General features: G+C 56.1%; 27 protein-coding genes. 10 read left to right on the forward strand and 17 right to left on the reverse strand.

The annotated features are described in order from the left end of the window. Positions 1-270: 270 nt before the first annotated feature. Together HNR62_RS14195 and ftsZ are read left to right on the forward strand one after the other, a co-directional pair. Positions 271-1,230, forward strand: coding sequence for a helix-turn-helix transcriptional regulator (locus HNR62_RS14195; RefSeq protein ID WP_204796738.1), 960 nt, complete (start codon positions 271-273; stop codon positions 1,228-1,230). Positions 1,231-1,300: 70 nt separating this feature from the next. Then, positions 1,301-2,386, forward strand: a complete 1,086-nt coding sequence (gene ftsZ / locus HNR62_RS14200) for a cell division protein FtsZ (protein ID WP_204796739.1) — start codon at positions 1,301-1,303, stop codon at positions 2,384-2,386. Between the two features lie 305 nt (positions 2,387-2,691). On the opposite strand, the gene HNR62_RS14205 is transcribed toward ftsZ, so the two are convergent. Continuing rightward, on the reverse strand, positions 2,692-3,810 hold the full coding sequence (locus HNR62_RS14205; RefSeq protein ID WP_239552828.1) for an endonuclease/exonuclease/phosphatase family protein: 1,119 nt from the start codon (positions 3,808-3,810) through the stop codon (positions 2,692-2,694). Between the two features lie 68 nt (positions 3,811-3,878). Here HNR62_RS14205 and HNR62_RS14210 point away from each other — a divergent pair, with 68 nt between their 5' ends. From HNR62_RS14210 to HNR62_RS14220, 3 genes are all read left to right on the forward strand, one after another. Continuing rightward, positions 3,879-4,175, forward strand: coding sequence for a DUF3634 family protein (locus tag HNR62_RS14210; protein ID WP_239552829.1), 297 nt, complete (start codon positions 3,879-3,881; stop codon positions 4,173-4,175). Positions 4,176-4,352: 177 nt separating this feature from the next. Next, positions 4,353-5,015 carry a hypothetical protein gene (locus tag HNR62_RS14215; protein ID WP_204796740.1) on the forward strand — a complete coding sequence of 221 codons (663 nt, stop codon included), beginning with the start codon at positions 4,353-4,355 and terminating at the stop codon, positions 5,013-5,015. Between the two features lie 204 nt (positions 5,016-5,219). Continuing rightward, entirely contained in the window at positions 5,220-5,900 is a 681-nt protein-coding gene (locus HNR62_RS14220; RefSeq protein ID WP_204796741.1) for a cytochrome b/b6 domain-containing protein, read from the forward strand. A 57-nt stretch (positions 5,901-5,957) separates the two neighbouring features. Here HNR62_RS14220 and HNR62_RS14225 read toward each other — a convergent pair whose 3' ends face one another. The 8 genes from HNR62_RS14225 to HNR62_RS14260 form a co-directional block, all read right to left on the reverse strand. Then, the gene (locus HNR62_RS14225; RefSeq protein WP_204796742.1) at positions 5,958-6,416 is read right to left on the reverse strand and encodes a c-type cytochrome; all 459 of its coding nucleotides are present in this window, start codon (positions 6,414-6,416) and stop codon (positions 5,958-5,960) included. Between the two features lie 116 nt (positions 6,417-6,532). Continuing rightward, the gene (locus HNR62_RS14230) at positions 6,533-7,042 is read right to left on the reverse strand and encodes a lipocalin family protein (protein WP_204796743.1); all 510 of its coding nucleotides are present in this window, start codon (positions 7,040-7,042) and stop codon (positions 6,533-6,535) included. Positions 7,043-7,086: 44 nt separating this feature from the next. Continuing rightward, entirely contained in the window at positions 7,087-7,659 is a 573-nt protein-coding gene (locus HNR62_RS14235) for a DUF1415 domain-containing protein (RefSeq protein WP_204796744.1), read from the reverse strand. Between the two features lie 14 nt (positions 7,660-7,673). Then, complete coding sequence (locus HNR62_RS14240) at positions 7,674-8,321, reverse strand: DUF3047 domain-containing protein (protein ID WP_204796745.1); 648 nt, start codon at positions 8,319-8,321, stop codon at positions 7,674-7,676. 39 nt (positions 8,322-8,360) lie between these two features. After that, positions 8,361-8,645: a DUF1294 domain-containing protein gene (locus HNR62_RS14245; RefSeq protein ID WP_204796746.1), complete on the reverse strand. Its 285-nt coding sequence runs from the start codon at positions 8,643-8,645 to the stop codon at positions 8,361-8,363. Continuing rightward, on the reverse strand, positions 8,642-10,441 hold the full coding sequence (locus HNR62_RS14250; protein ID WP_204796747.1) for an ABCB family ABC transporter ATP-binding protein/permease: 1,800 nt from the start codon (positions 10,439-10,441) through the stop codon (positions 8,642-8,644). Before HNR62_RS14250 ends, HNR62_RS14245 begins: the two co-directional genes overlap by 4 nt. Positions 10,442-10,542: 101 nt before the next feature. Beyond that, complete coding sequence (locus tag HNR62_RS14255) at positions 10,543-11,193, reverse strand: DUF2459 domain-containing protein (RefSeq protein ID WP_204796748.1); 651 nt, start codon at positions 11,191-11,193, stop codon at positions 10,543-10,545. 58 nt (positions 11,194-11,251) lie between these two features. Further along, entirely contained in the window at positions 11,252-11,647 is a 396-nt protein-coding gene (locus tag HNR62_RS14260) for a DoxX family protein (protein ID WP_204796749.1), read from the reverse strand. Positions 11,648-11,780: 133 nt separating this feature from the next. Here HNR62_RS14260 and HNR62_RS16350 point away from each other — a divergent pair, with 133 nt between their 5' ends. Both HNR62_RS16350 and zntB read left to right on the forward strand, forming a co-directional pair. Beyond that, on the forward strand, positions 11,781-11,906 hold the full coding sequence (locus HNR62_RS16350; protein ID WP_275588109.1) for a hypothetical protein: 126 nt from the start codon (positions 11,781-11,783) through the stop codon (positions 11,904-11,906). A 32-nt stretch (positions 11,907-11,938) separates the two neighbouring features. Beyond that, a complete protein-coding gene (zntB, locus tag HNR62_RS14265; RefSeq protein WP_204796750.1) occupies positions 11,939-12,904 on the forward strand; it encodes a zinc transporter ZntB in 966 nt (321 codons plus the stop codon). Positions 12,905-12,989: 85 nt separating this feature from the next. Here zntB and HNR62_RS14270 read toward each other — a convergent pair whose 3' ends face one another. From HNR62_RS14270 to HNR62_RS14295, 6 genes are all read right to left on the reverse strand, one after another. Further along, on the reverse strand, positions 12,990-14,342 hold the full coding sequence (locus HNR62_RS14270; protein WP_204796751.1) for a transglycosylase SLT domain-containing protein: 1,353 nt from the start codon (positions 14,340-14,342) through the stop codon (positions 12,990-12,992). 34 nt (positions 14,343-14,376) lie between these two features. Further along, positions 14,377-14,967, reverse strand: coding sequence for an LPP20 family lipoprotein (locus tag HNR62_RS14275; protein WP_204796752.1), 591 nt, complete (start codon positions 14,965-14,967; stop codon positions 14,377-14,379). A 21-nt stretch (positions 14,968-14,988) separates the two neighbouring features. Further along, complete coding sequence (locus HNR62_RS14280; RefSeq protein WP_204796753.1) at positions 14,989-16,020, reverse strand: hypothetical protein; 1,032 nt, start codon at positions 16,018-16,020, stop codon at positions 14,989-14,991. A gap of 29 nt (positions 16,021-16,049) precedes the next feature. Next, positions 16,050-17,015: an LPP20 family lipoprotein gene (locus HNR62_RS14285; protein ID WP_204796754.1), complete on the reverse strand. Its 966-nt coding sequence runs from the start codon at positions 17,013-17,015 to the stop codon at positions 16,050-16,052. A 2-nt stretch (positions 17,016-17,017) separates the two neighbouring features. Continuing rightward, a complete protein-coding gene (locus HNR62_RS14290; protein ID WP_204796755.1) occupies positions 17,018-17,791 on the reverse strand; it encodes an ETEC_3214 domain-containing protein in 774 nt (257 codons plus the stop codon). 795 nt (positions 17,792-18,586) lie between these two features. Next, positions 18,587-20,119: a TerC family protein gene (locus HNR62_RS14295; RefSeq protein WP_204796756.1), complete on the reverse strand. Its 1,533-nt coding sequence runs from the start codon at positions 20,117-20,119 to the stop codon at positions 18,587-18,589. A 368-nt stretch (positions 20,120-20,487) separates the two neighbouring features. On the opposite strand from HNR62_RS14295, the gene HNR62_RS14300 reads away from it, so the two are divergent. Genes HNR62_RS14300 through HNR62_RS14310 form a run of 3 tightly spaced genes read left to right on the forward strand, consistent with a single transcriptional unit; the run spans position 20,488 to position 22,892 of the window. Next, positions 20,488-21,234 (forward strand): 5-oxoprolinase subunit PxpA, encoded by a 747-nt coding sequence (locus HNR62_RS14300; RefSeq protein ID WP_204796757.1) that lies wholly within the window; start codon positions 20,488-20,490, stop codon positions 21,232-21,234. Between the two features lie 8 nt (positions 21,235-21,242). Then, positions 21,243-21,953 carry a 5-oxoprolinase subunit PxpB gene (pxpB, locus tag HNR62_RS14305; RefSeq protein ID WP_204796758.1) on the forward strand — a complete coding sequence of 237 codons (711 nt, stop codon included), beginning with the start codon at positions 21,243-21,245 and terminating at the stop codon, positions 21,951-21,953. Beyond that, a complete protein-coding gene (locus HNR62_RS14310; RefSeq protein ID WP_204796759.1) occupies positions 21,954-22,892 on the forward strand; it encodes a 5-oxoprolinase subunit C family protein in 939 nt (312 codons plus the stop codon). 615 nt (positions 22,893-23,507) lie between these two features. On the opposite strand, the gene HNR62_RS14315 is transcribed toward HNR62_RS14310, so the two are convergent. Next, on the reverse strand, positions 23,508-23,810 hold the full coding sequence (locus tag HNR62_RS14315) for a hypothetical protein (RefSeq protein ID WP_239552830.1): 303 nt from the start codon (positions 23,808-23,810) through the stop codon (positions 23,508-23,510). Positions 23,811-23,975: 165 nt separating this feature from the next. After that, positions 23,976-25,340 (reverse strand): Fic family protein, encoded by a 1,365-nt coding sequence (locus HNR62_RS14320; protein ID WP_204796760.1) that lies wholly within the window; start codon positions 25,338-25,340, stop codon positions 23,976-23,978. Positions 25,341-25,637: the final 297 nt, after the last annotated feature.

Below are 25,637 nucleotides of genomic sequence, written 5' to 3' on the forward strand. Positions count from 1 at the left end.
TGCACTGAAGTCGGTTTGTTGAAGGTTATCCATAGAATCAATCATCAAGATAGGATGAGAGTAATTAGATCACATTTTTACTTAGATTGGTATTATTTCAATTACTTAGACACGCAAGCACAGGAAAAAGGCAACGATGACCAGCGTCAGAATCAGACCATCAATAAGCATTTGTAGAAAAATGGCGACAGTCTGCCCCGAAAAGGTTGCGACAAAACTTGTCACACCTCAAGCCTAGGATAGAATCATACCAAGCAAGAGGGCATCACCATGAGTAAGAAGCTATTAAGACAATTGACCCTGGCGCGCTGTGTTCCCTACCGTCCGTACAAGCTGACCGCACGCCAGCTGCAAGAAAAACTGGAAGAAGAAGGCATTCAGGTCAGCCTGCGTACCGTGCAGCGGGATCTGGAAGAAATGTCAGGTATGGGGCTCTTCGATCTCACCTCCGATGATCGTAGCAAACCTCATGGCTGGTGCTTTGAACGCAATGGTTTGAATGACTTCGCCAACTTCATGCCGCTCAGTCTGGCCATGGCGCTGAAAACCTGGAACGACCAGGCCGCCGAACTGCTGCCGGCCAGCGTGCTGAGCGAATTGAACCCCATTATCGACAAGGCCACCCAGGTCATCCAGGACAGCCAGAGCGAGCTGGCCGGTCGCTGGATGGAAAACGTGGTGCGTCTGCCCAGGCCGTTCGCCGGCAGCCCGGACATTCGCCGTTCCACCAGCATCCGCGACGCCCTGTGGCGCGGCCGCAAGTTCAGCGCCGAAATCAAACGGGTTATCAAGGACCGTACCGTCTGGCTGCGTTACGAACAGGTGAACCCGCTCGGCATCGTCAGTCGCAAAGACAGCACCATGCTGCTGTGCACCGTGTCGGACATGGATCCCAAGATTTACGGTATTCCCTTCGAACACATCAAGGATGTAGAACTGACCAGCCGTCCGGTGACACAGCCGCGAGAGTTCAGCGTCAACAAGCTGATCCGCGAGAAGGGCTATCATGAAGAAGCCGATACCATTCACTTTGTCGGTCGGATCACCCACCCGAATCGGGCCATAATGGAAGGTGCCATTCCGGGTAATAACCCCAGGTTGACCCGTTACGACAAGCAGAGCATGATGGTGGAAACCGACGTCAAGGATTCACCGGAATTTCGCCGCTGGTTGACCGATATGGCGGGAAAAGTCGAAATACTGGCGCCTGAATCCTTAAAAGACAGCTAAGTTAATAAGAGCGGCACCTATGCCGGGGGCTGACGGGTTCAGCCCCCTTTGTTTTTTCACGGAGTACCGGATGCGCGATCTCTATTTTGAACCGGCCGAACCGGATTGTGATGCCATTAATATCGGCGTCATCGGCGTGGGCGGTTGCGGTGGCAACACCGTTAACCTGCTGGCCGATGGTGCCCTGCCCGAGCATGTTCATATCGTGGCCATGAATACCGACGCCAAGGCGCTGCAACAGAGCCGGGTCAACACCCTGCAACTGGGCAAGATACTGACCCGGGGCCTGGGCGCCGGTGCCCAGGCCGAGATTGGCCGGCAGGCCGCCGAAGAGAGCCTGGACGAAATCCGCGCCCAGTTGCAAGGCGCGGATTTGTGCTTTATTACCGCCGGCATGGGCGGTGGCACCGGTACCGGTGCCGCCCCCATTGTGGCCAGGGTGGCACGTGAGCTGGGAATCATGACGGTCGCCATCGTCACCCGTCCGTTCGGCTTTGAAGGCAAGCAACGCGCCAGGGCCGCCGACGAAGGACTCAAGACCCTGGGCGAACACACCGATGCCCTGCTGGTGCTGCCCAACGACTACCTGCTCAAGGTGCTGGGCGCCAAAACCCCGCTGCTGCAAGCCTTTACCGAAAGCAGCAAGGTCATCCAGAATGCGGTCAAGGGGCTGGCCGACATCATAGGTCAGACCGGCCTTATCAATATCGACTTTGCCGATGTGCGCACCATCATGAGCCAGCAGGGCAAGGCGGTCATGGGCATCGGCCTGGGCAGGGGCGAAAACAAGGTGACTGACGCCACCCTGCAGGCGCTGAACAACCCGCTGCTGGAAAAAGTGGAGCTGGAGCGTGCCCGGGGTGTGCTGCTCAACGTGGTGGCCTCGATGGACATCGGCCTCGACGATTTCCAGAAAATCGGCGACCAGGTCGCCGAATGCGTGGGCGAATACGCCACCGTGGTATCCGGCATCAGCCTGGACCCCAATCTGGTCGACAGCATACAGGTGACCATGATCGCCACCGGCATCCAGCCCCAGCAGGAAACCCTGGCGCCGTCTCAACCCCGGCATCAGGCCCCCGTCAACCAGCCGGAGCCAACGCCGGAAGGGCTCGATATTCCCGCCTTTCTGCGCCAGCGACAGCGGCAGCAATAACGGAAAAGGCCGGTGCATTGCCTGCGCAAACGGCGCCGATGGCGGCGTCATCATGAGCAAAAGGACGGGATAAGGCGGGAAACACGGGCAAGAAAAAGGGCAAGCCAATCGGCCTGCCCGTATGAAGAATACCAGTTGATTATCCGGGTCACCAACCCGAATGACTGAACTTCGAAAGCAATCTAGGGTCTCGAGTGATATTAAATCCCCGGAAACCTTAAAAACCCAGCATCGATTAACCAATGTTTGATATCGCTCGCGTAATTCCGTCATGGCTCGGTGAAAGCGTGAGGATTCTCACACCACTAGAGGGCGATATCCACCCATACCAGGCGGTGATCCGAGCTGGCATTACGCTCCGGCCAACCCCCCTGGTTCCAGAACAGCTCGGCACCGGCCTGATTGGGCCGCGGCCAGTACACGCCGCTCGCCAGCGCCCGCAGGTTCGCACTCGGCAGCACATAATCGAGTCGCAGTCCCTGACTGTGCGTCCAGCATCGCGGTGATCCCTGCCGCCCAGACATTCCACGCAGAAAAAATCCCCCGCGCGAGGCGGGTCGCTGCCGCCCCAGTGCCACGCCGTGATTGAGCACCGCATCGGCCAGCAAGGCCCGAATGCCTTCGCGGAAGCCGTCGCCGTCCCGGGGATCCGCGTTCAGATCCCCCAGAAGAACAAAGTCGGCCCCTGAAACCAGCCCGCCCCTGCCGCCCGCATCATCCACCAGGTAGTCACCCCGCCCGGGCCGAATATAGTCATGCCATAACCGCAGCTCGTCGTGATTGCGACAGCTGTTACGCCGCTCCGGGCCTTCATCGATGGGGGGCGCCGGATGGCAGGCCAGCAGATGCAGCACCCGGCCGTTGGGCAGACGCACCGGCAGATCGAGATGATTCTTGGACGACAGCGGCAGCACCGCCAGCGCCTCGGCACTGTAGTAGTCGCCGGATTCGGTCATCGGCAGCCGGGCACCGGGCATGTCTCGCCATAAAAAGCGGCGAAAACTGCGCATCCGATCGAATAACAGCGGCAAGCGCGACAACACCGCAAAACCGTACTGGCCGTGAAAGGCGCCAAAGCCCAGGCCGTCGGCGGGCAGTGCCGGCCGGTCCGCCCCGTGCAGCGCCACCGGTGCCAGCAGGCCGGTATTGGTGGGCACCAGATAATGATAGGGGTACTCGATGCCGCGTTCGCCGGCGGCCAGATAATCTTCGCAAAACCGCCGCAGATGACGGTCGTCCAGCCCTTCGCCGTCGTGATCAAACTCGTTCAGCAGCAGCACATCGGGTCGGATGTGCTGCACAATACGAGCGATATTCCGGGGCTGGCGGTGGCCCGCCGCCAGATCGGCCGCCAACCGTCCCGGCCGGTCGCGATCCAGGGCCACATTGAAGGTGGCGACTCTCACTGTTAAGGGCGACATCATGCAGCCGGCTTGCCTTTATTGTTCAAACTGTCATCATTCGCGTATTAATCGCCGTTTTCAAGGATGAAATGATGTTCGGCACCATAAGTCTGGTTTCGCTGACGCTGTTCGGCCTGCTGCATGCGCTGCGCCGCCGCCAGGAGCACTTTTTGATCACTATCGAGGGTATTCACCTCAAGGTGAAACGTGGACAGCCACCGCAGGCACTGGTTTGCCATTGCCGACAGCTGATGCAGGATGCACGCACCCTGAAGGGCACGGTTCGTGGTCTCAAGAAAGGCAACGGCGTTGTCCTCAGCTGCTCGCGCAGCATTCCCGCCTCCTACCGGCAGGACATTCAGCTCTTCTGGCAGCAACAGTCTTGAACGGTCGTACAGTCTTGAACGGTCGTAAGTCTTGAACGGTCATACCGTCTTGCACTGTCATAAAGCGCCACAATAATGACCGGCGGCCTGACAATCGACCTCAAAGTGCCTCGGAACTCTTGACCTGAGCCCGATTTCCCGCTTTGCTGGAGATATTACTTTTGATGAGGTTGAAAGATGAAATTATATCCGCTGTTACTCTGTGGCCTGTTGGCCGCCTGTTCCAGTCAGCCTCCGGCAGAACAGGCCGAACAGCCGGCTCCCGCCAGCGGCAGCCAGGCGCCTCAGGCAATCACCCCCAAGGGAGAGTTTGCGCAGATTGACGTCAGCCGCTCCCAGCAGGCAATGGACGCCATTACCAGTGGCCAGGGCGACACCATCAACGAGATACTGCAAAGCCCCAACGACTACGCACCACCGGTGCTGTATCTGATGTCTGCCGTCATGTTCGACAACGACTATCAGGATCAGGCCACCTTCTGGTATTACGCCGCCCAACTGCGGGCCCGCAGCGACGCCAACAAATCCGGCGATGACACCGCCCACAATGCCGTCAATCAGCTGAATCAGCGCTTCGGCGTTCGTATCGCTCCCTATTCCACGAGCAATCCGGAACGGTTGCAAGGCATCGTCAGCCAGGTACTGGAATGGGACAGCGAACAGAGCCGTAACTACGACCCTCGCTGGATTGCCCTGCAAGGCAAGGATGTGGTGTCCGAAACCAGAATCGACTTCGCGCCGAGTAACAGATGGCAGGAAATCGACGCCCTGACCCGCAGCCAGTTCCGCCAGGGGCTGGAGCAGGCGCTGGCCAGGTTACGCCAGGATCCGGCCAAGTAAAGCATCCGCTTTCCCTTCCGACTCGCATCCCGGTCTTTACCGGGATGTTTTATTTTATGACCCTGATAATCTGTTTCTCGCCCAAAAGAGCCTGGCTGCCGCACGGGCCCACACAAACCCTAAGCATCGACTTAAATAAAAATAATGCTCGGGTTACCATTACCGCATATCTGCCGCATATCGCGTTCACAGGAGAACACATTCATGAGCACGTCGTCCCATCGCCCGGTTCACGTCTGGGACTGGTCCATCCGGATTTTTCACTGGAGCCTGCCGATACTGCTGTTTTTGCTGTGGCGGTCGGCCGGCGATGATATGGAGCAGCACATGCTGTTCGCCCAGTGGCTGCTGGGGCTGCTGCTGTATCGCATTATCTGGGGCTTTATCGGCACTCCCTATGCCCGCTTCAGTCACTTTATCTACCACCCGGCCCGCATCATCGCCTATCTGCGCGCCACCCTGACGCCGCACAAGCCGGTGTACCTCAGCCATAACCCGCTCGGCGGCGTCATGGTGCTGGTGATGCTCGGCACCCTGCTGTTTCAGGCCGGTACCGGCCTGTTCGCCACCGACGACATTTTCTATGAAGGACCCCTTTATAGCTACGTCTCGGGCACCACCACCAGCCTGATGACCGACTGGCACAAGTCCTGGTTTTATCAGGGACTGCTGCTGATCATAGGGCTGCACATACTGGCCATAGTGTTGCATCGACTGCGGGGTGAAGGCCTGGTCAAGGCCATGGTGACCGGCCATAAGGAAGCGCCTCTCGAGCGGACGGTGGATCGACTGGAGCAGAATACCCCTGCCTTTCCCTGGCTGCGCTTTGGGTTGTCTGTTGCACTGGCGGCCGGCATCATCTGGACCTTATTCAACGTTTTATGACCCCGCCCCGATCAAAAAAGGAGCCTTTCGGCTCCTTTTTTTGTTCAGAGATACCACTTAATCGCGATAGTCGTCATGACAGGCCTTGCAGCTTTTCATCAGCTTGCCCACGACGGGTTTCGCCTTGGCTTCATCGAAGCCCGGCTCGCCGGACACCGCAATCAGCTCTTGCAGCGCACTGCCAAAGGCCTTGCCCTTGGCGCTGAAGCCGTCCATGTCTTCCCAGGCTGCGGGCAGCATATTGCTTTCCTTGACGTCCCTGGTGGCCGGCGTATAGGTTTCGCCCAGCAACTTGCCGACGTTATCGATGTTGAGTGCACGCTGATGCAGCGCTTCGCCATCAAACTCGATCTCGCCTTTTACCATGGCGCCCATCACCTGGGTCTGCGCCGCTACCACCTGATAGATAGACTGACGATACTTGACCAGATCATCCGCCTTGAAGATCTCGGACTGGGCGGCAACGGCCGTGGCGAAAACGCCACCGAGAGCCAGCAGCACGACTTTTTTCAGCATTTTTTGCTCCTTGTTGGTTATTTCTCAGTGCTCATAATACAGCATCACATCAATCAGCGACTTACGGTAAACCATAGAATCCGACAAAGCCACCATCAAAAAGTGAAGTTGCAACGCTACCTCTGATCCAGCCAGATGAGCCCATCGGTAGCAAAGCCCAGCTCTTGTGCCCTGCTCACGAAATGCGCCTTCAGCGCCGGGCTGACGGCGGGATCCCGCGCCAGCAACCATAGATAATCATGGTTATAGCCGGACACAAAGGCATGCTGATAGTCGTCATCCAGCTCAAACACCACATAGGAGCCGTAGAAGGGGCCAAAGAAAGACACCTTGAGATAAGCTTCCTGCTCATGGTTAACAAAATAGGCTTTTCCCTCCGCCTCTTTTACCTCTCCGCTCTTGGCATCGACACCCCGGTTTAGCACCCGGATGCCGCCATCTTCGCGCAACTGATATTCGGCACTCACCCGCACCAGTCCCCGTTCGAAGGAGTGATCCAGCCGGGCCACTTCATACCAGGTACCCAGATAGCGTTCGGTGTTGAAGTTGTCGACCGGGGTCACTCCGTCCGGCATGCCCATGCAGCCGGACAGCAGTCCGATCAGCAGCAATGATAAAATTCGCATCTGTCCTCCGGTAACCTGTCATCGATGAGTAATACCCGATTGACTCAGGGCTTGACGCACTGCGCCAGCAGCCGGGCGAAGAAGTCGCTGCCCTTGCGGCGGGCAAAGTGGATATTGCGCTCGGGAATGGACTCGGGATCGTCATAGCTGGCCAGCGCCTGTTCCATGCTGGCTTCGCGAATGAGGTGCAGGGTGGGATAAGGCGACCGATTGGTGTAGTTGGCGGCGTCATCCTGGGGTTCGCCATCGAAGCAGTAGTCGGGATGAAAGCTGGCCAGCTGGTATTGACCCTCGAAGCCCTGCTCGAACAGCAGCTCGTTGGCCAGGTCGACCAGATCCAGATAGGCATAGAAGCCTTCGAAGCCACGGGGAATGATCACCAATGTGGTTTCCACCTCCGGCTGCTCATCCAGTAGCCGACACTCGGCCAGCAGCGCCTGCAGTACCGCCTTGGGTTTGTGCTCTTCCACCACCACATAGCGAATACTGGCGCGCTCCACTTCCCGTCGGGCGAAGGGGCAGAGGTTGTACTTCATGATCACCTGCTTCACCCAGTTGGCGGTGTGCGCTATGTATTGCTCTTGTGCTGATTGCGTGTGTTCCGACTGTTCTGACATGACTCACTTCTCTTCTACTGTGGCTCATCGGCGCTAAATACCAGAGCCCCATAATAACCGATGGCGGTGCCCTTGCCGTTATCGGCGTCGGTCATGATGGCCACGGCGTCGATATGGCGAAAGTCCTTGCCGAACAGTCGCCGCAGATCCGCCTTCAGGTTACGCTTTTCACTCACCCAGCCGCCGCCGTCCTGCCGGTGACGCAGCGCCAGCATCATCGCCTTGTCGCCGGCAAAGGGATTGGGCCAGCGCCGCCCGGCTGCGCTCTGCTGCGACCAGACGTAACTGATGGCCTTGCTGCTCAGCCGGGTCCAACCGTCGCGCACCACCACATAGACCCGCACCGCAAAGTCGTCTCCGCGTTTGGCGCGTTCGTCGGCCACCGCCGGAAACCGCTCCACCCGCCAGCGCCAGCTGAGCCAGGGCGTGGCATCCAGATCGATGCGTCGTTCGTAGAAGAGGCCGGATGCCGCCGCCCGGCTTTGCGCCCGCAGCACCGGCTGTTGCAACTGGGGGTCATACACCAGCCGGTACTCGGTATGGCCGACAAAGCTTTTGGCTTTCCATTTCATTATTTGCGCCGGGGTAAACGTCAGCGCCCGGGCCGACGCCGTAGCCAGCCAGGCTCCCAGCAACACAATAGCGAGCAGACGAGACGACATGGCGGTTTCCGGTAATAACGTATTCAGCCAGTATAGGCATTAACCCCAGCGTCCCCACCACAACGCCACCGGCACCATCAGGTTGGTCAGTACCGTCAGCCAGAACAGCAGCCGGAACGAGGGCTTGCGCGACTTGTGCCGCAGCAGATGTTGCCCCAGCCAGGCGCCCGGCCAGCCGCCCAGCAGGGCCAGCATGTGCAGGGTACGCTCGCGAATGCGCCAGTTGCCCTTGATGGCGGCGCGCTTGTCCCACCAGTACACACCAAAGGTGATCAGGCTGAGCACCAGGTACCACAACATCAGCCCGGCGTAGACCCGAATCATGTTTTTTGCTCCTGCTCCCGCTGTTGCTGCTGCAACTGCCACAACCGGGCATAGCGGCCATGGGCAGCCAACAGTTCATGATGGCTGCCCTGCTCGACAATGCGGCCCTGGTCCATCACCAGAATATGGTCCGCATCTACCACAGTAGACAGGCGGTGGGCAATCACCAGGCTGGTCTGGCCGCGGGAGACCTCGCGAATGGCCTGCAGTATGCTCTGCTCCGAGCGGCTGTCGAGGGACGAGGTCGCCTCGTCGAACACCAGTATCGGCGGCCGCTTTAGAATGGTGCGGGCGATGGCCACCCGCTGCTTTTCGCCGCCGCTGAGCTTGAGGCCACGCTCGCCCACCAGGGTATTGTGCCCGTCCGGCAGCCGGGCGATAAAGTCGTCCAGATGCGCCAGCCGAATGGCTTGCTGCACCTCCTCTTCGCCGGCATCGATGCGCCCGTAACGGATGTTGTCGTAGATGGAGGCGTTAAACAGCACCGTATCCTGCGGCACTATGCCGATGGCCCGGCGCAACGAGTCCTGGCTGACGGTACGAATATCCTGGCCGTCGATCAGCACGGCGCCCGCATCCACCTCGTAAAAGCGGAACAGCAGCTTGACCAGGGTCGACTTGCCCGCACCACTGGCACCCACCACCGCCACTTTTTGCCGGGGCCGTACGCTGAAGCTGACCCGATCCAGAATGGGCCTGTCCGGGCCATAACCGAAGCTGACCTCGCGAAATTCAATCTCGCCCCGGCTGATGGCGAGCGCCGGGGCATCGGGGGCATCCTTGATGGCCGGCGTCCGGCGCAGCAGATCGAACATGCGCTCCACATTGGCCATGGAGCCCTTCATTTCCCGATACACGAAACCGAGAAAGTTCAACGGCATGAACAGCTGCATCATGAAAGCGTTTATCAGCACGAAATCACCCAGGGTCATGGTGCCGGCCACCACATTGCGTCCGGCCAGCACCATCATCACCGTCATCGCCAGGGCGATGATCAGCGCCTGACCGCCGTTGAGCGCAAACAGCGTCAGCCGGTTCTTGCGCCGGGCCTGCTCCCATTGGGCCAGATCCTGGTCGTAGCGATCGGCTTCAAAGCGCTCGTTGGTGAAGTACTTCACCGTCTCGAAGTTGAGCAGGCTGTCCACCGCCCGGGAATTGCTCTGGGAGTCGGCCTGATTGGCGGCCCGCACATAGCCGGTGCGCCAGTCGGTGGCCAGCACCGACCAGGCCACATACAACACCACCGCCACCAGGGTGGTGAGCGCAAACCACATCGAATAGTTGACCAGCAGCACCCCTACCACCAGGGCGATCTCGAACAGGGTCGGCACTATGTTGAACACCATGAAGCGCAGCAGAAAGCTGACCCCCGACACGCCTCTCTCTATGTCCCGCGACAGGCCGCCGGTGCTGCGATTGAGATGAAAGCCCAGCTCCAGCCGGTGCAGGTGATTGAACACCGCCAGCCCGATGCGGCGCATGGCCCGCTCCGTGACCCGGCCAAACAGGGTGTCGCGAATTTCACCGAACAGCACGTTGGCAAAACGCACGGACCCGTAGGCCAGCAGCAGCCCCAGCGGTAACGCCAGTACCGTGTTTTCACCGGTGTCCATGGCATCGACGATGTGTTTGAGAATAAAGGGCAGACCCACGCTGGCCACCTTGGCCGCCACCAGACACCCCAGCGCCAGCATGATACGGCCGCGATATTCGAGCAGATAGGGCAGCAGGGTACGCAATGTCTGCCAGTTGAAGGAGGCGTCTTCCGCCTCGGGATGATAGGAACCGTGTCGCATGAGCCGGCCTGTGCAGAGGGAACGGGAATAGGTTCATCATACCCCCTGCCGCACCCTGTGGATAACCGCAAAGGCCCGCTATTTCGCCAGCCGCGGCCCGGTCAGCATTCGGTATGGCACCGGTAAGCCGTCGCCGTCCGGGCCTGGCGCATCAGGCCGCCGGCGGTAAGGGCCAGGACCGGGCGCATCGGCACCCCGGCGTCGGCCAGCACCCGGGCCACCCAGGTATTGCAGGTGTTGAATAGGTGATAGCGGCCCTCGGCCCGGTAAAAGGCGCTATTACCGTACCGGCCCCGGCCGGCGTAGACGAGGCCGCCGTCATCGTGGCGCCGGAAGGAAGCCGACACCCGATCCAGCAGCAGCGCCATGCCCCGCTCGGAAACGGTCATTGCCAGCACCTCGTCGTGCCGGAAGTAGTGCGCCGGAGACCTTGGCAGGGCCACCAGGTGGATCACGCTCGCGGAAGGCCAGAGCAGGGCCCTGAGCACCAGACCGGCGTCGATCTCCTCCGCCTGGTAGAAAGCCTGGTCGCCCCAGCCCACTTCATAAAACCGGGCACCGGCAAAGTCTCGTCCTATCTCCGTCAGCCGAGCCTCCAGCGCGGCCGCAGGCAGCACCACCCCGGTATGCCAGCCATGGTTGACCAGATAGAGGGTTCGCTCCTCCGCCGGAGAGCCGGGCAGGTAACGCCACTCCCCGCCGCCGCAACCGGCGCCGAGCAGACTCAGCAGCAGGAGCAACCAGAACTTCAAGCACGGCTCCCGCACCCTGGGCTTGTCCTTGAGAGCCGTTGCTACAAGGTCAAAACCCTCAGCGCCGGCCCGAGCGCAGACAGTCGAGGCTCCAGCTGCCACCGCCGGCGAAGACAAGGTAGAAGAAGGTGAAACAGAACATGATGGCCAGCTCCCCGCCGTTGTTCAGTGGCCAGAAATCCTGCGGGGCATGGGCAATGAAGTAGGCGAAGGCCATCTGCCCCGAGAGCACGAAGGCGACGGGCCGGGTGAACAGGCCAAGCAGCAGCAGGGCGCCGCCGAACAGCTCGAGCACACCGGCCGCGCCGACAAGCGTGAACAGATCGAACTCGCCCCGCTGGGGAGCGGGAAAACCGAGCAGCTTCTGTCCGCCGTGCTGCATAAACAGAAAGGCGGACACCATGCGCACCACACTCAGCACCCGGGGGCGCCATGCATTAAAGAAGGTTTCCATCTTTTTCTCCATTTTGTGTTGTTATCAATATTGAATGTAGGCCAGTCTTCGCCATACGGCAGCCAGCGGTGACACCGCTACCAAAGTCGCTCGGGGCCGTTTCCGGGCGGGCGCTTTCCTGCCCCGGCCGGCAATGGCCGGCAAAAAGTGCCTCTTGCAAGGTAAAGGTAAAGGTAAAGGTAAAGGTAAAGGTAAAGGTAAAGGTAAAGGTAAAGGTAAAGGTGAAGCTCCGGCTGAGACTGTTAATGCTTTGGTGTAAGCTGGTCACCCTGGCTGCAGAGGAGGAATACGATGGAGCAAGTACCGGTTAACAGTATTTATCGCCTGGTGCTGGACGGCGCCGGAGGCATGCAGCCGCTGGCGGCGGGAGCCACGCTGCCCGCCGGTCGGCCCGCCTGGCTGCACCTGGACTACGGGGATCCCGAAGCCGCCCGCTGGCTGACGCACACTCCCTTGCTGAACGACACTGCCCGCGAGGCCTTGCTCGGCCAGAGCAGCCGGCCCAAGCTGGTGCGCCACGGCGACAACCTGCTGCTGATACTGCGCGGTATCAACCACAACAAGCACGACCGGCCGGAAGAAATGGTGGCGCTGCGTATCTTCATCAGCCCCCAGCTTATCCTCAGCAGCCGACGCCGCCCGATTTTGTCGGAGCAGGACGTCTACCAGCAATTGGTGGAACAGGGCGGCCCCGTCAATCCGGGCGACTGGCTGGTGGAAATCTGCGATGCTCTCACCGACAGGGCCGGCGAGTTTGTGGAGGCACTGCACGATCAGATACTGGAGCTGGAAGAAGCGGTGCTGGAAAACGAAATGCCCGCCACCGGTCGGCTGGGCCGAATCCGCAAGCAGCTGATCATGATCCGTCGTTATCTGTCTCCCCAGCGGGATCTGGTGGCCCGGCTGGCCAGCGAGAAAATCGGCTGGCTGGACGACGACGACCGCCGCCGTTTGCTGGATATCGCCGACCGGCTGCGTCGCTGGCTGGACGATCTGGACGCAGGCGTGGCCCGTACCGCCGTGCTGGCAGACGAAATCAACAACATCATGACCGAAGCCACCAACCGCCGCGCCTATCAGATGTCGATCATGGCGCTGTTGTTTCTACCCGCCAGCTTTCTCACCGGCCTGTTCGGCATCAACCTGGGCGGCATGCCCGGTGCCGACAATCCGCTCGCCTTCTGGATCTTCTGTCTGTTGCTGCTGGTGCTGGGCACAGGATTGGGCTTTTGGTTGAGACGAAACCGCTGGTGGTAACCCCACGCCTGATACCTAAAAAAGGCCCCGCTATTTAGCAGGGCCTTTTTATCAGTACCAATTTCTTTGTTAAATTTTCAGACGACTACGCACCCTGCCTCAGTACCTGACCATGATCCAGCGCATTTTGATATTTCTTCATAGCCGTATTCACTTTTTTCAGATATCTGCGGGTTTCCTCATAAGGGAGCTCTTTCAGTAATCGCGCATACACTTCATCCGGACTCAGTGAGTTGATCACCTGAGCTGCGGCCTTGATTCTCTTCTTGCCCTGGGGATGAAATACCGAGGCAACATTGCCGGAACCGGTATTGTAAGCAGCAATCATGCAGTAAAGCCTGCTTTCTTCATTGGTAATTTGACTCAGATAACGTGAATTCAAAATATGAAGATAAGCCGTGCCAAATTTAATATTTTCCTCTGCATTCAGCAAAATATCTACCGCCGGGGCCCGACCGCTCTTATTCAGCAACTTATTGACATCGACTCCGGCACTGCTCGGTACTATTTGCATCAGGCCAAAGGCTGGAATATGCGAACGAGCCAAGGGGTTAAACGCCGATTCGGTCTGTGTTATGGCGTAAACCAATGCAGGCTCCAGGCCATATTTCTTGGCAGAAACCGCTATGGGTTGCACATAGTGAACTGCCCGTTTAAGCATGGTATCTTCAGGCAATGCAACCACATACGTTCGAATGCGATGCTTTTCCTTGCTCTGCTGCTTGCGCGCCTTGGCAAAGGCTTCACTAATCGCTTTCTGATTCTTGTTGAGTTCATCTGAGCGTGGCGATGACGTAGTTTGACCCTGACTTTCCTTCAACACCTGCTGCTGCACGACAGCTTCGGATGCCGCAGAAAGAGGCAAGGGAACAACTTCAACGCGGGCGTTTTTCGCCAAGGTAGCAGAGGCAGCGCTCGAGCCAGCTCCGCCTTCTTCCGAAACCGAGCCCAACAATTCTCCCAAAACCGAGCCCAACAACGAACGAGTATCATTATTGCCAGACTGCGCCATGACAGGATCGTCAGCCAAGGCCGTTTTTACTGTTCGGCGGGCTAGTTTGCCCAACTCATGTTCTATATCTATCTCAGCCGGACTATCCTGCTTCTCTAGCACAGAAACACGAATTTGGTTGTTATCATAATCAATGACGACTTTTTTCGACAGATCATCTGAATAACTAACATAGTTGGTGGCATCAGACAGCTCGGGAATACCCCAGCGACGCACAATATCGAGGCGATAATTATTATATCGCTCAAGGTATTCAGAACGATACTTGCTATAAGCATCAAGCCGCTTTTCGCGCCATATTTCGTAGGCTGTTTTGCCCGCCTTCTCAGTAGCGTTCATGTCTGTAATAACTTCGGATGAGGCCACGACATTACTCATAACCAATCCGAGTGTGACGAACATGCTAATAAACAAAATATGCATCATTAACCCTGTTGAAGCGGACAAAAAGCCCCGAATGTTATTGTGTCAAGCGCTGCCGAGTTTGCTCGAGAGAGGAATTACCCTCCTCCTTGAGAAATTGCTGATACAGCCCAGGTGTTTCGGTATCCATGGCATTTTCGAACAACTCTCTAACGTTCGCATCGTAGGCACCTTTGGTTAGCCCTACCAGCACATACATGCCACCACTTGGACTGACTTGCGAGCGAAGAATCCGGCTATCACTCATGCTCATGGCCGCCAGCGCCGAGCTGATACGTTCAACTGCATCACTGGACTGGGTTTCACCATTAACCTGCTTGTCCGTCGTCAGGCGATCCAGTTTCGTTTTAACGTCACTGGAAAAAGACATCGCCAGCTGGCCGCGCGCTTCACTCGCCGCTACGTCTTTCATCAATCCTGCGCCGCCAGACATTTTTCGGGCAAATCCTGTCGCCTGCACTTCGAGCCCTTCTACCGGCTGATCGCATATCCAGCTGGGAGCATTAGTTCCAGGAACATCGGGAAAATGGCAGACGTCATAACCAAGAGGTGACTTGGCTATCTGCTGAGTACCACAACCGGACAACAAGGTCCCAGCCAGGGCAATGGAACATAATTTAAGCTTCATATTTTTTCATTCCCTTGACTATTATATTTTACTTAAATATTTCGGGATACAAACACCCAGTACGAGTACATTGCCAGGTTTGCATTTCGTAAACTGAAGCTCTGCAACATCCCCAACTCTCAAAGTTTCGGTGACTGACTTTGACTTCGGCTTGACCCAGGCACCATTGACATCCAGAAGATTGGTTATAGAACCTTCACCCAGGGGAACATATTCTATTGTTTCTTTATCAGTCAGAGGGTTTATACGCTTTTCTTTTCTTTTAAATACCACCTTGGCACCATCGGCAGCTCCATGTTCTGTGCCAACTGAAATACGAATAAGTGATTTTGAACCTTTAGGTGTGTCGCGGCGCTCCAACACATACCCCTTGGGTGCAAAATCATTGAGCAATTCATGAGAGTTGTCATCGATCGATTTTTTTACGGCATTCGATATAAGACCTGCTACTGCACCATTACTGGTCGGGCAAGAAGAGTTATTAGTCTCAGATTTTGTTTCGTGCTTACCTTGGAATTCATGGGTAGAGATGAGCTCCATCGATGGGATACGATAGGAGCGCACATAGATTTTGGCATTCCCCGTGAAGTCACAATATGCGGGGGTAGTATGTACTTTACCCTCATCATCCTGCCGACTTTCGGCTGCAGTGAAGGATGCTCCCCATGAGGTAGAAACGACTTTGGGCAGTACCGCTATCTCGGCAATCAGTGGTCCGGATGTACGATAGATGCCTGATGCCTCTGCTGCCACAATTTCTTTTTTCATCTTGGCAGCCAGTTTACGATCCACCACGGTTTTCCTCGCCTCCATGAGGTCCTGCTTCAGCATAGTGGTAACAACCTTGGCAAAACGGGCATCTGATGACTCATCGTATTCCGTGGCCAGCAGTACTATTTTTTGCTGCTCACCGAGCAAATCCTGCTTGGAAGGCGGAAACTCGGTCATCGGAATAGGGGTTATTTGATAATCATGGAGTTTTACATGATTGCTCATACAACCAGTAAGCGTAGCCAAGCAGCCGACAGCAGCCAACGTAGTAAATCGTTTCATGCTTTCATCCCTTTTTTGTTGCATTTTTATTACGGAACTGTGACTGCAAAAGCAGACCAAATACCTTCTTCTTCAATTTTATTTTTTGCTAGAGCGATCACAGAGCGCTTTGCACCCTCCGGGCCGCTGATAGAGGCGCCACTGATCTCCCAGCGAACTTCCGATAGCTCCCCCTTGGTATCGAAGACTTGCCCATGAAATTGAAGCTTGGCTACCGTTTCATCAAAAACGTTCAGATAGCGGATGTCTGTTCTATAACGTAACTCCAGATCGCAAGACCTTCTGCAATCGTCGTAACTCAGGCCCTCGTTAGTCACTTGCACCTTGATGCTATCGGTCAATGAAGGACGATCACCTCGAATACGCGTAGAAATTTTCTGACTACCGTCTTGAATCGCTCGATGAAGTTTTTCCTGAAGATCCGCTGTTTCAGACTTATCCGGTGTCAATGCAAGCAATAATAACGAGGTATCATCAGCTTTCTTTGCCAATCCAATCAAACTATTCGCTTTAAGCCACCAGGTGAACCGACTCCGGCTCCGAGAGTCAGCCAATACCTGCTCTACCTGCATACGCTGCTGGCGCAGCTCCTCCTGCCAGCGACGGATCAGCGCGAGACGATCAACTTTAATCAGGACAAAAACACGCTTATCCAACTGCTCGGTTTTCAAACGCTCAAAGTTACTCAGATTAATCTGAGCGACATAACTGCGTACCTGGCGATCAACCGTATCCGAGCTGCGTGCGTTAACCTGCTGAGAATGACGAGAAAGCGAACTGGATATCTGCGTGCTGAGCTTGCCCGCAATATTATTCAACGCCGCTTGTCGGGCTTGCTCGAGGCTGAATCCTTCTCCGGAACCATAAAGTGCATCCTGACTATCAAGAGGCGGATTAAGCCACCAGTCTGGGGCTGAATAAGCAGGCGTATTCGATGATGTGGTCGCACAGCCCAGCAGACCTGCCGACAGTAACATAGCAATTAAGAGGCGCATGACTAGTCCTTGAAATGAGCTTTATATTCATTACGAGTGAGCAGCATGTCAGATGCCACCGCTTCATTTATGTCACCAAAAATAACGACATTGGGGTAGGCTGACTGTCGTACCGTATCAACCTGTTGAAGTATCTGCTCGTCGTCCTCGAGAACCAGGAGATTGTTCAGCTCTGTGATCTCGCTGTCGACATCATTTGAAGAGTGCTCACTATACTGGGCTGCGTAGTCTACATAGGCCATATAGCGATTCATAAACAGCCCTTCTTTCCCGAGCTTTGACCCTTCCTGATAGTAAATGACGTTGCCGGCATCAGTGCTAAAGTAACCTGAAAAATCATCAAGTTGAGCAAAGTTCACCTTCCCTAGGTGATCATGGGAAAAACGAAGCTCAGGAAAAAAAGTATTGTCCATGCTCATCACAGAATATGCCGCTACCCGATCACCTTGTGTCGCAACGGCTAAAACAAACTTTGGATCGCTATAATACCGGTATTCGGTATGGTCCAGCTTTCTGGATGATTTGATTAACTTGGCCATGCCAAAGGTTTGCTCGACAAAAGCTAGGTTGCTGCCCACTTGCACTTTGTGCAGCTGCTCATATTGAACCTGATGGGTAAAATGAGTAACAAACGCCTGATAAGTTTCCGTTATCAATGCTTTAGTGTCACTCCATTGACCAAGTGAAATCATGAGTGCGGCAAGCGCAAGTAGACCCGACTGTATTCTTTTTAATAGCCCTTCACGCGTGGCCTGTTGAGAGGCATCTATATCCATATAGGTAAATTATCAGCACTGTAAGTTTATTGCCGGCAATCATATATAAAAAAAACCATCAAATAAACAATGACAAAGGACATTGTTGTGGCATCCAAGGTTTTTCGAGCTGCCATTTTTTCCAACAGCCAAGATAAAAAACCGATCAAATGTTACAAACATGTTTGTTTCCATATGTTTTTTGTCAAGCGCAACATGATCGCCAGCCTATCGTTTTAGAGGCTGGCTCTACACTCTACAATCTTCAATATAACAGCCTATATGAGCATGAAACCTTCGATAAAATCCTGTCCAGACCCTAAAAACATCCTCATGTTACCTAGTGATACCAAGGCTTCACAGAAAGCCGACACTCATCAAACACAGCATCAAGAATAAAAATAAATCACCTTACAGTGCCTGTTTTATCAATGAGATCTTGAATAGCGGGATAAACAACAATGAAGGGATTCAACTGAATTTCAGCATTCTTGACGAGAGGAAAAAGAACAAAAAACCCAACAATATAAAAGCAAATATTTAACACTTCTCATTGTATGCTCGACCGAAAAAGAAAAAAAAAGCGTCATTCATTAGAGTGAAAACTATACGAACTCAAAGGTTGAGTTCGTATTTGTATAAAAATAAAGCATCAAAGGTCTCATTTTGACTCATCAATGACTGTCAGTGTTTAATCAAGTATGCATGTTTCTTGTTGCTGCCGATGATTAACATTTAGGCATGGGATAACCCACACCCATGAAAAAGGCCGGAAGGGTGTTCCCCTCCGGCCTTTTATACCGTTATCACCGAGATTCAGGCCGCCAGCGGCGTAATCCGAACCTGAGCGATGCGGAAGTCTTCCACTTCGATCACTTCGAAGCGTAAATCCTCCCGCTCGAATACCGCGCCCTGCTCGGGTAGCTGACCACTCCAGGCCAGCAGCATGCCGGCCAGGGTGGCGTATTCGTCGTCCGGATCCACCAGACCACGGCGCGACAATACCTGTTCCAGATAATGCAGATCGGTGCTGCCCTTCACCAGCCAGCCACCTTCTTCGCAGACCACCTCGGGAGCTTCGTCTTCATCCAGAAATTCGCCGACGATGGCCTCCAGCAAATCGTGCGGCGTCACCAGCCCCTGTACGGTACCGAATTCATCATTCACCAGCACCATGTTGCCACGGGCATCGCGCAGCACGTTGAGCAGGCGGATCACGCTGATGCTGTCCGGTACTATGATGGGGTCGTTACCCTCGGCCAGTTCGGCCAGGGTTTTGCCTTCTTTCAGGCCCACCATCAAATCCTTGGCACGCACCACGCCCAGCAGATTGTCCAGCTCGCCATCGCACACCGGAAACTGGCTGTGCGAAGACGCCATCAGCTCGGCTATCACCTCTTCCCGACTGTCGGACACATCCAGCCAGACAATGTCGGAACGGGGCGTCATTACGGTGCGAATGGAGCGCTCGGCCAGCGACAACACGCCACTGATCATGTTGCGCTCTTCTTCCGCAAAGCCCTGCTCCCGGGCTTGCTCCTGGGTCTGCGCGGGCTCGTCATCCGCACGATCCTTGCCGCCCATCAGGCGAAAAATGGCGGCGGTAGTCCGCTCGCGCAACGGCTGACGAGCCTCTTCCCTGGCGGAATTACGCTGGGCCAGCTGATTGAGGAATTCGATCATAATCGAGAAACCGATGGCCGCGTACAAATAGCCCTTGGGAATATGGAAACCGAAACCTTCCGCCACCAGGCTGAAACCGATCATCAGCAGGAAGCTCAGACACAACACCACCACGGTAGGATGGGCGTTGACGAAATCGGTCAGGGACTTGGAGGCGGCGACCATCACCAGCATGGCCAGCACCACGGCGATCATCATCACCGGCAGGCTGTCCACCATGCCCACGGCGGTAATAATGGAGTCGAGCGAAAACACCGCATCCAACACCAGGATCTGGGCAATCACCACGCCAAAACCGGCATAAACGGTGCTGGTTTCCTGCTCGTGCATCTTGCCTTCCAGCCGTTCGTGCAGCTCGGTGGTGGCCTTGAACAGCAGAAAAAGACCCCCGCCCATCAGGATCAAATCCCGGCCCGAAAAGCTCAGTTCGCCCAGGGTGATCAGCGGTGTGGTCAGGGTAACCAGCCAGGACACCGCGCTCAGCAGCCCCAGACGCATCAACAGCGCCAGCGACAGACCGATAATCCGCGCCCTGTCGCGCTGATGCGGCGGTAGTTTCTTGACCAGAATGGCAATAAAGACCAGGTTGTCGATACCCAGCACGATTTCCAGAATAATCAGTGTCAGCAAGCCCGCCCACATAGACGGATCCATCAGGAATTCCATGATTTACCTCTTGAGAGATTGTCGATGAGCAGATTAGCGAGTAGCGCAGGCCAGGCCGGCAAAATCAGTATAGCCGGGGCAGCAGACAGATTCGGGTGGGGAGGCGAACGCCGGGGACAGCAAAAAACGGGGGGGACGTGACAATTCAGAACGTTGTTGCAAGCAACTTCGCGCGCAATCCATATGGTACACCGGCGATTGACCGGACCTCTTGGTTAAAATGAACGCATATCATAATGGCAAAAAGCGGACTGGCAAGATTATTTCTCTGCGAAGCCGACACCGCCTTGCCTGACGGACGGATCCTCGAGCGGGTCGGGCCCGGTAAGGGTAAGATAAAAGCACTGATAACGGACGGAGCCGACACCATGCCCAGACTACTGTTGAATGCCGATATGGGGGAGAGTTTTGGTCCCTGGACCATGGGCCAGGACGAAGCCGTGATGCCCTTTGTAGACCTGGCCAATGTGGCCTGCGGCTTTCACGCGGCCGATCCGGACACCATGCGCCGCACCATACAGCTGGCAAAACGGCACCGGGTAAGAACCGGAGCGCATCCGGCCTATCCGGATCTGGTGGGGTTTGGCCGCCGCTCCCTGGCCTGCTCGCCCGCCGAGATAGAAAACATGGTGCTCTATCAGCTGGGCGCGCTCGACGCCCTGTGCCGGGCCGAAGGCACCCGGGTGAATTACATCAAACCCCACGGCGCCCTCTACAACGACATGATGCGGGATGAGCAAAAACTGGCGGCGGTGATGAAGGCGGTAGCCGCCTTCGATGCCGGCCTGCCGCTGATGCTGATGGCCACGGCCAATCCCGCCCCGGCCCAGGCGCTGGCCGCCCGCCACGGCATTGGCCTGTGGTTCGAGGCCTTTGCCGATCGCGCCTACGACGCCGAGGGCTTTCTGGTGTCCCGTTCCTTGCCCGGCGCCGTGCATCACCAAACGGCGCAGATACTGGAGCAGGCCCGGCGTATCGCCACCGGCGAGCCGCTAAGCGCCGGTGATGGCAGCCCACTGACGCTGCGGGCGGATACCCTGTGCGTGCACGGCGACAATCCTGAGTCCATTGCCGCCGTGAAGGCCATTCGCCAACTGCTGGACCAACTAGCATGAGCATGAACATGAGCCCCCAGCCCCGGCTGGAAAATGCCGGCATGGATGCCTGGCTGATCCGGCTGTTCGACACCATAGACGAACGCAACATGACCTGGATTACCGCCCTGGTGCGCGCCTGCGAGCAGAGCTTAGGTGAACAGCTGGTCGATCTGGTGCCCTCTTACACCACGGTACTGGTGCAGTTCGACCCCCTGCGGCTGGATCACGGCGAGGCCCGCCGCCTGCTGCAACAGCTGCTTGCCGAGCTCGAACCCGATGCCGACGATAACGCGGCCCCGGTGAAAGAGCTGCCGGTGTGGTACCACCCCAGCGTAGGGCCGGACATGGCCCGGCTGGAGCAACGCACGGGGCTGGATGCCGACCGGCTCATCGAACTGCACAGCGAGCACGAGTACCGGGTGTTTGCCCTGGGTTTCGCCCCCGGCTTCGCCTTTATGGGCACCCTGCCGGAACAATTGGCACTGCCCCGCCTCGACAGCCCGCGGCCACGCGTGCCCGCCGGCAGCGTGGCCATTGCCGGCCGGCAGACCGCCGCCTACCCCAATGCCTCCCCCGGCGGCTGGAACCTGCTCGGCCGCACCCCGGCCACGTTGTTCGATCCGCGCAGCCGGGATCTCAGCCTGCTGCGGGTGGGCGATCGGGTGCGTTTTGTACCGGTCAGCCAGGCCGAATTCGAACGGCTGGGCGGCGACAGCTCGCCCATGAGGGAGTCTTGAATGCGCCACGGATATCTGACCATTCAAAGACCCGGCCCGCTCAGCACCCTGCAGGATCGCGGTCGTTTCGGGGTACGTCGGCTGGGGGTGACCCAGGGCGGCCCGACCGATCTGCACGCCTGGGCCTGGGCCAACTGGCTGCTGGGCAACCCCTGGGGCAGCCCGGCGCTGGAAATCACCCTGGGCGGACTCATGCTGACCGCAGAGCAGCCCTGTACTCTGGCGCTGTGCGGCGCCGACATGCAGGCCCGCCGTAACGAACAACCGCAGCCCAACTGGCAGGCCTTCGAGCTGAATACCGGTGATACCCTGACCCTGAACATGGCGCGCCTGGGAGTACGGGCCTATCTGGCAGTGGCGGGCGGCTTTATCGCAGAAAAGGTGCTGGGCAGCACCGCCTGCGTGGTGCGCGATGGCCTGGGTGGTCACAAGGGCGACGGCAGCGCCCTGGCGGCTGGCGACCGCCTGGCGTTTACACCGACTGCGCGACCAATCCCCAACCGGCATCTGCCTGCCGATACCATTCCCGATACCATTCCCAATTACAACGCCGAACCGCGACTGGCACTGATCCCCGGCGCCCAGTTTCGTTTTTTCGACGATCAAAGCCTGATCGATGCCTTTAACAGCCCCTGGACAGTGGATCCTCGATCGGATCGCATGGGGATCCGGCTGCAAGGATCCCTGTTGCACTGCAGTATGGATGCGATGATTTCGGAAGGCATTGTGCTGGGTGCGGTACAGGTGCCGCCCGATGGCCAGCCCATAGTGCTGCTGAACGACCGTCAAACCATTGGCGGCTATCCGCGCCTGGGCACCCTGACCCCGCTGGCCTGTGCTCGCCTGGCCCAGTGCCGACCGGGACAGCGGCTGTGGCTGACCACCACCACCGCCACCGAAGCCCAGCAGGAATACAGAGCGTTTCGGGCGCAGTTTTGAAGCAACAAAAAGCCCGCCTTACTGGCAAGCCGTTTGGGTTTCGTGTGCTTAAGTAAGTAGTTGATAACCCATGGATGCCTATCCATGCTGTATTCATGTGCAGCTTCTGGTGGCATTCATGGGACAGATATCCGGCCAAGCACCTCAACCAAGAGCTCCAGAGAAAACATCAGATAATATCGATTTGAGCGTCTGTGTTAACCCGAACTGCCAAAACATCAACATTTCCCATAGTCAGAGTCGTAAATACCCGCACTACAAGCTGACAGGCTCACATTTTCGATAAAAAAATATATTTCCATTCAATTTGTTAGCTGAAAACGATTCTTCCTCATCAGGGGTGGTTGTGTAAAATTTAATATTGTGTAAATTAAGTTTTATTGAAAATACGATGCTTAGTGCCTACAAAGTTATAAAAATAACCACAATACATTGATTTATATGACAAATAAAATGAGCAGAAAAAATCTTCTCATTTTTGGCCCATTGATTCATGCACAAGAAACCCAAACGGCTTGCCTTACTGGAGCGGGCTTTTTGTACACACCTGTCATACCGGTATTTTTCTACAGAAAGATGCTGATTTTCGTCAGAATAACGCTCTAAACCAAGCTATCAGTCGACCTTGTCGAAACTCTTGTTCTCGACAAAATCGAGGGACATGAAGCTTTCCAGCGAGTCGTCCTTGATGTCCAGCCAGCGGGCCGGCAGCCTGGACGCCATGGTGCCGGTCACGGTAGAACGATAGGCCTTTTCCCGGAAGCCCATGATGTTTTCCTGCTTGTGCAGCAGCCACTCTTTGAGCAGCTCCGCCTGTTTTTTTACCGCAAACTCGGGGTAGTCGGTGGCATTGTTCAGGTCGCGAATATAACTGGCCTGAAAATCAATGGCCACCAACGGCAGCGAACTCTGAACCACGGCGCTGGCCTGTCCGTCGATGCCCCACTCCCTGATGGGGTTGGTTTTAGTGGGTGTGGCAAAGATGGCACTCAGGTCCAGGTAATGATTCGGCTTCTAACAATTGCCACTCGGTTTCGACCGACAGGCCCAACAGCTTGTGCGGGCCCTTTGCCCGGCGACTCCTCAGCTTTGCCAGTTATCCTGAATTTCATGCTTGTTCAGCATGAAGAACTGCCATTCCCGGCCCTGTTTTTTCTTGCCGAACACACCGAGTTCAACCAGCCCGTTGAGGGTAGAAGAGGCGGTATTGTAAGAGCAGCCCAGGTTATCCCTGGTGTTGGCAGCGGTAAATACCTTGGCTTTTCCGCTTTTGGCCACCTGAAACACTACCCGCTGTTTTTCCGACAGCTTGCGGTAAAGGCCGGAGTCCCAGATCCAGGTGTTAAACCTTTCAATGTCTTCCAGTGAGCGGGTGTAGGCTTTTCTGAAACCGTTGATAGCCCTCAGGATCACATGGCACTGATACTCGACGAAGTAGGTCAGATCCATCTCATCGGTTTCGGTATACAGATAAGACTTGCCGTACTTGACCGGGGCGGCTTTCAGCATGGTGCTGATGGCGATATAGCGAAAAGCCGCATAGTCGTTCTTGAACATGTACCAATAAAACAGCGAGCGGGCTACCCGGCCGTTACCATCCCGAAACGGATGCTCATAACCAATGGCAAAATGCAGGCAAATCGCCTTGATCATAGGATGGATATACTCGTTGCTGTCCGCATCGTCGTGGCAAACGTTGGCCCAGGCGACCAACCGCTTTAACCGGGTTTTTATCTCTTTGGCTGCGGGCGGGGTATGCACCGTATTGCCATCCGCATCCACCACCGCCACATCATCGGTTTTTCTGAAAGCCCCAGGCGTATACTGGCTGTTGTCGATATCGTCGGTGCCCTCTTTATGCATATCCAGCATCAGATCGATGCTGAGCGGCTTGTGCCGATGATCCCAGGCAAACTTCATCATCTTGAAGTTACCCAGGATCATTTTCTCGTCCGGCGTTCTGGGTTTTCTCTTTCGCTTCAGCATGTCTTTGGCGACCAGCGTGGTGGTCGCCGCCCCTTCCAGCTGGCTGCTGCTGATGGCCTCATCTTCGATCAAGTCGTTGATCAGATACTCGAAATGGTTCTCTTCACCGATCTTGCTGCTCATCCATTCCAGGGCGCCGGTTGAGGCATGGCGATCCGCATGAGAGATGGCCTTTTGCATGGTGGGGGTCAACAGGAAACGACAAGATTCTCCGTTATCCCCGAGGGGAAGCAGGCGCATATACTGCGCCGAACGAGACAGTTTGGTGATGGCCCAGGCCAGGTTAACGTCGAGCCCCGCCGCGACACGATGGCGAAACTCGTCATAAGGTAGATACCTGCCCTTGTCGTCTACCGGCTTGTAGCAGGTCAGATAGTCGGCCAGCTTGTCGGGGTGCTTTTGACTGATTTCTTCAAAAACGCCAGTCAGCAGGGCTGCGTTTTTCGGGGGTAGCTTTATCATGCGTCGCCTCTCTCTTTATCTCAAATAATGTCTTAATTGAGACAAAGGTACTACAGAGGAAGAGTCTTGTCTCAATATTTGTTGTTTTTGAGATATAGGTGCTGGGACTATAGATCTTTGATGGCTTGCGGGTTTACGCCACATAAATGGGCACCGACAAGGTTACTTCGTTGCGCAGGTCAGGATTAAATAGCTCACAGCGTGAGCACCAGACATAGACACACAATACCGATACCTGACCAAACAAAAGGCCCGTAACAAGGGGCCTTTTGTCTCAAACGAATCAGCGGTGAAAAA

Source organism: Oceanisphaera litoralis, from assembly GCF_016907015.1.
GTDB classification, from domain to species: domain Bacteria; phylum Pseudomonadota; class Gammaproteobacteria; order Enterobacterales; family Aeromonadaceae; genus Oceanimonas; species Oceanimonas litoralis.

What these genes read in the sequence shown, in the direction of transcription:
- HNR62_RS14195 (WP_204796738.1), top strand. Translation starts at nt 271, where the DNA reads ATGAGTAAGAAGCTATTAAGACAATTGACCCTGGCGCGCTGTGTTCCC.
- ftsZ (WP_204796739.1), top strand. Translation starts at nt 1,301, where the DNA reads ATGCGCGATCTCTATTTTGAACCGGCCGAACCGGATTGTGATGCCATT.
- HNR62_RS14205 (WP_239552828.1), bottom strand. Translation starts at nt 3,810, where the DNA reads ATGATGTCGCCCTTAACAGTGAGAGTCGCCACCTTCAATGTGGCCCTG.
- HNR62_RS14210 (WP_239552829.1), top strand. Translation starts at nt 3,879, where the DNA reads ATGATGTTCGGCACCATAAGTCTGGTTTCGCTGACGCTGTTCGGCCTG.
- HNR62_RS14215 (WP_204796740.1), top strand. Translation starts at nt 4,353, where the DNA reads ATGAAATTATATCCGCTGTTACTCTGTGGCCTGTTGGCCGCCTGTTCC.
- HNR62_RS14220 (WP_204796741.1), top strand. Translation starts at nt 5,220, where the DNA reads ATGAGCACGTCGTCCCATCGCCCGGTTCACGTCTGGGACTGGTCCATC.
- HNR62_RS14225 (WP_204796742.1), bottom strand. Translation starts at nt 6,416, where the DNA reads ATGCTGAAAAAAGTCGTGCTGCTGGCTCTCGGTGGCGTTTTCGCCACG.
- HNR62_RS14230 (WP_204796743.1), bottom strand. Translation starts at nt 7,042, where the DNA reads ATGCGAATTTTATCATTGCTGCTGATCGGACTGCTGTCCGGCTGCATG.
- HNR62_RS14235 (WP_204796744.1), bottom strand. Translation starts at nt 7,659, where the DNA reads ATGTCAGAACAGTCGGAACACACGCAATCAGCACAAGAGCAATACATA.
- HNR62_RS14240 (WP_204796745.1), bottom strand. Translation starts at nt 8,321, where the DNA reads ATGTCGTCTCGTCTGCTCGCTATTGTGTTGCTGGGAGCCTGGCTGGCT.
- HNR62_RS14245 (WP_204796746.1), bottom strand. Translation starts at nt 8,645, where the DNA reads ATGATTCGGGTCTACGCCGGGCTGATGTTGTGGTACCTGGTGCTCAGC.
- HNR62_RS14250 (WP_204796747.1), bottom strand. Translation starts at nt 10,441, where the DNA reads ATGCGACACGGTTCCTATCATCCCGAGGCGGAAGACGCCTCCTTCAAC.
- HNR62_RS14260 (WP_204796749.1), bottom strand. Translation starts at nt 11,647, where the DNA reads ATGGAAACCTTCTTTAATGCATGGCGCCCCCGGGTGCTGAGTGTGGTG.
- HNR62_RS16350 (WP_275588109.1), top strand. Translation starts at nt 11,781, where the DNA reads ATGGCCGGCAAAAAGTGCCTCTTGCAAGGTAAAGGTAAAGGTAAAGGT.
- zntB (WP_204796750.1), top strand. Translation starts at nt 11,939, where the DNA reads ATGGAGCAAGTACCGGTTAACAGTATTTATCGCCTGGTGCTGGACGGC.
- HNR62_RS14270 (WP_204796751.1), bottom strand. Translation starts at nt 14,342, where the DNA reads ATGATGCATATTTTGTTTATTAGCATGTTCGTCACACTCGGATTGGTT.
- HNR62_RS14275 (WP_204796752.1), bottom strand. Translation starts at nt 14,967, where the DNA reads ATGAAGCTTAAATTATGTTCCATTGCCCTGGCTGGGACCTTGTTGTCC.
- HNR62_RS14280 (WP_204796753.1), bottom strand. Translation starts at nt 16,020, where the DNA reads ATGAAACGATTTACTACGTTGGCTGCTGTCGGCTGCTTGGCTACGCTT.
- HNR62_RS14285 (WP_204796754.1), bottom strand. Translation starts at nt 17,015, where the DNA reads ATGCGCCTCTTAATTGCTATGTTACTGTCGGCAGGTCTGCTGGGCTGT.
- HNR62_RS14290 (WP_204796755.1), bottom strand. Translation starts at nt 17,791, where the DNA reads ATGGATATAGATGCCTCTCAACAGGCCACGCGTGAAGGGCTATTAAAA.
- HNR62_RS14295 (WP_204796756.1), bottom strand. Translation starts at nt 20,119, where the DNA reads ATGGAATTCCTGATGGATCCGTCTATGTGGGCGGGCTTGCTGACACTG.
- HNR62_RS14300 (WP_204796757.1), top strand. Translation starts at nt 20,488, where the DNA reads ATGCCCAGACTACTGTTGAATGCCGATATGGGGGAGAGTTTTGGTCCC.
- pxpB (WP_204796758.1), top strand. Translation starts at nt 21,243, where the DNA reads ATGAGCCCCCAGCCCCGGCTGGAAAATGCCGGCATGGATGCCTGGCTG.
- HNR62_RS14310 (WP_204796759.1), top strand. Translation starts at nt 21,954, where the DNA reads ATGCGCCACGGATATCTGACCATTCAAAGACCCGGCCCGCTCAGCACC.
- HNR62_RS14320 (WP_204796760.1), bottom strand. Translation starts at nt 25,340, where the DNA reads ATGATAAAGCTACCCCCGAAAAACGCAGCCCTGCTGACTGGCGTTTTT.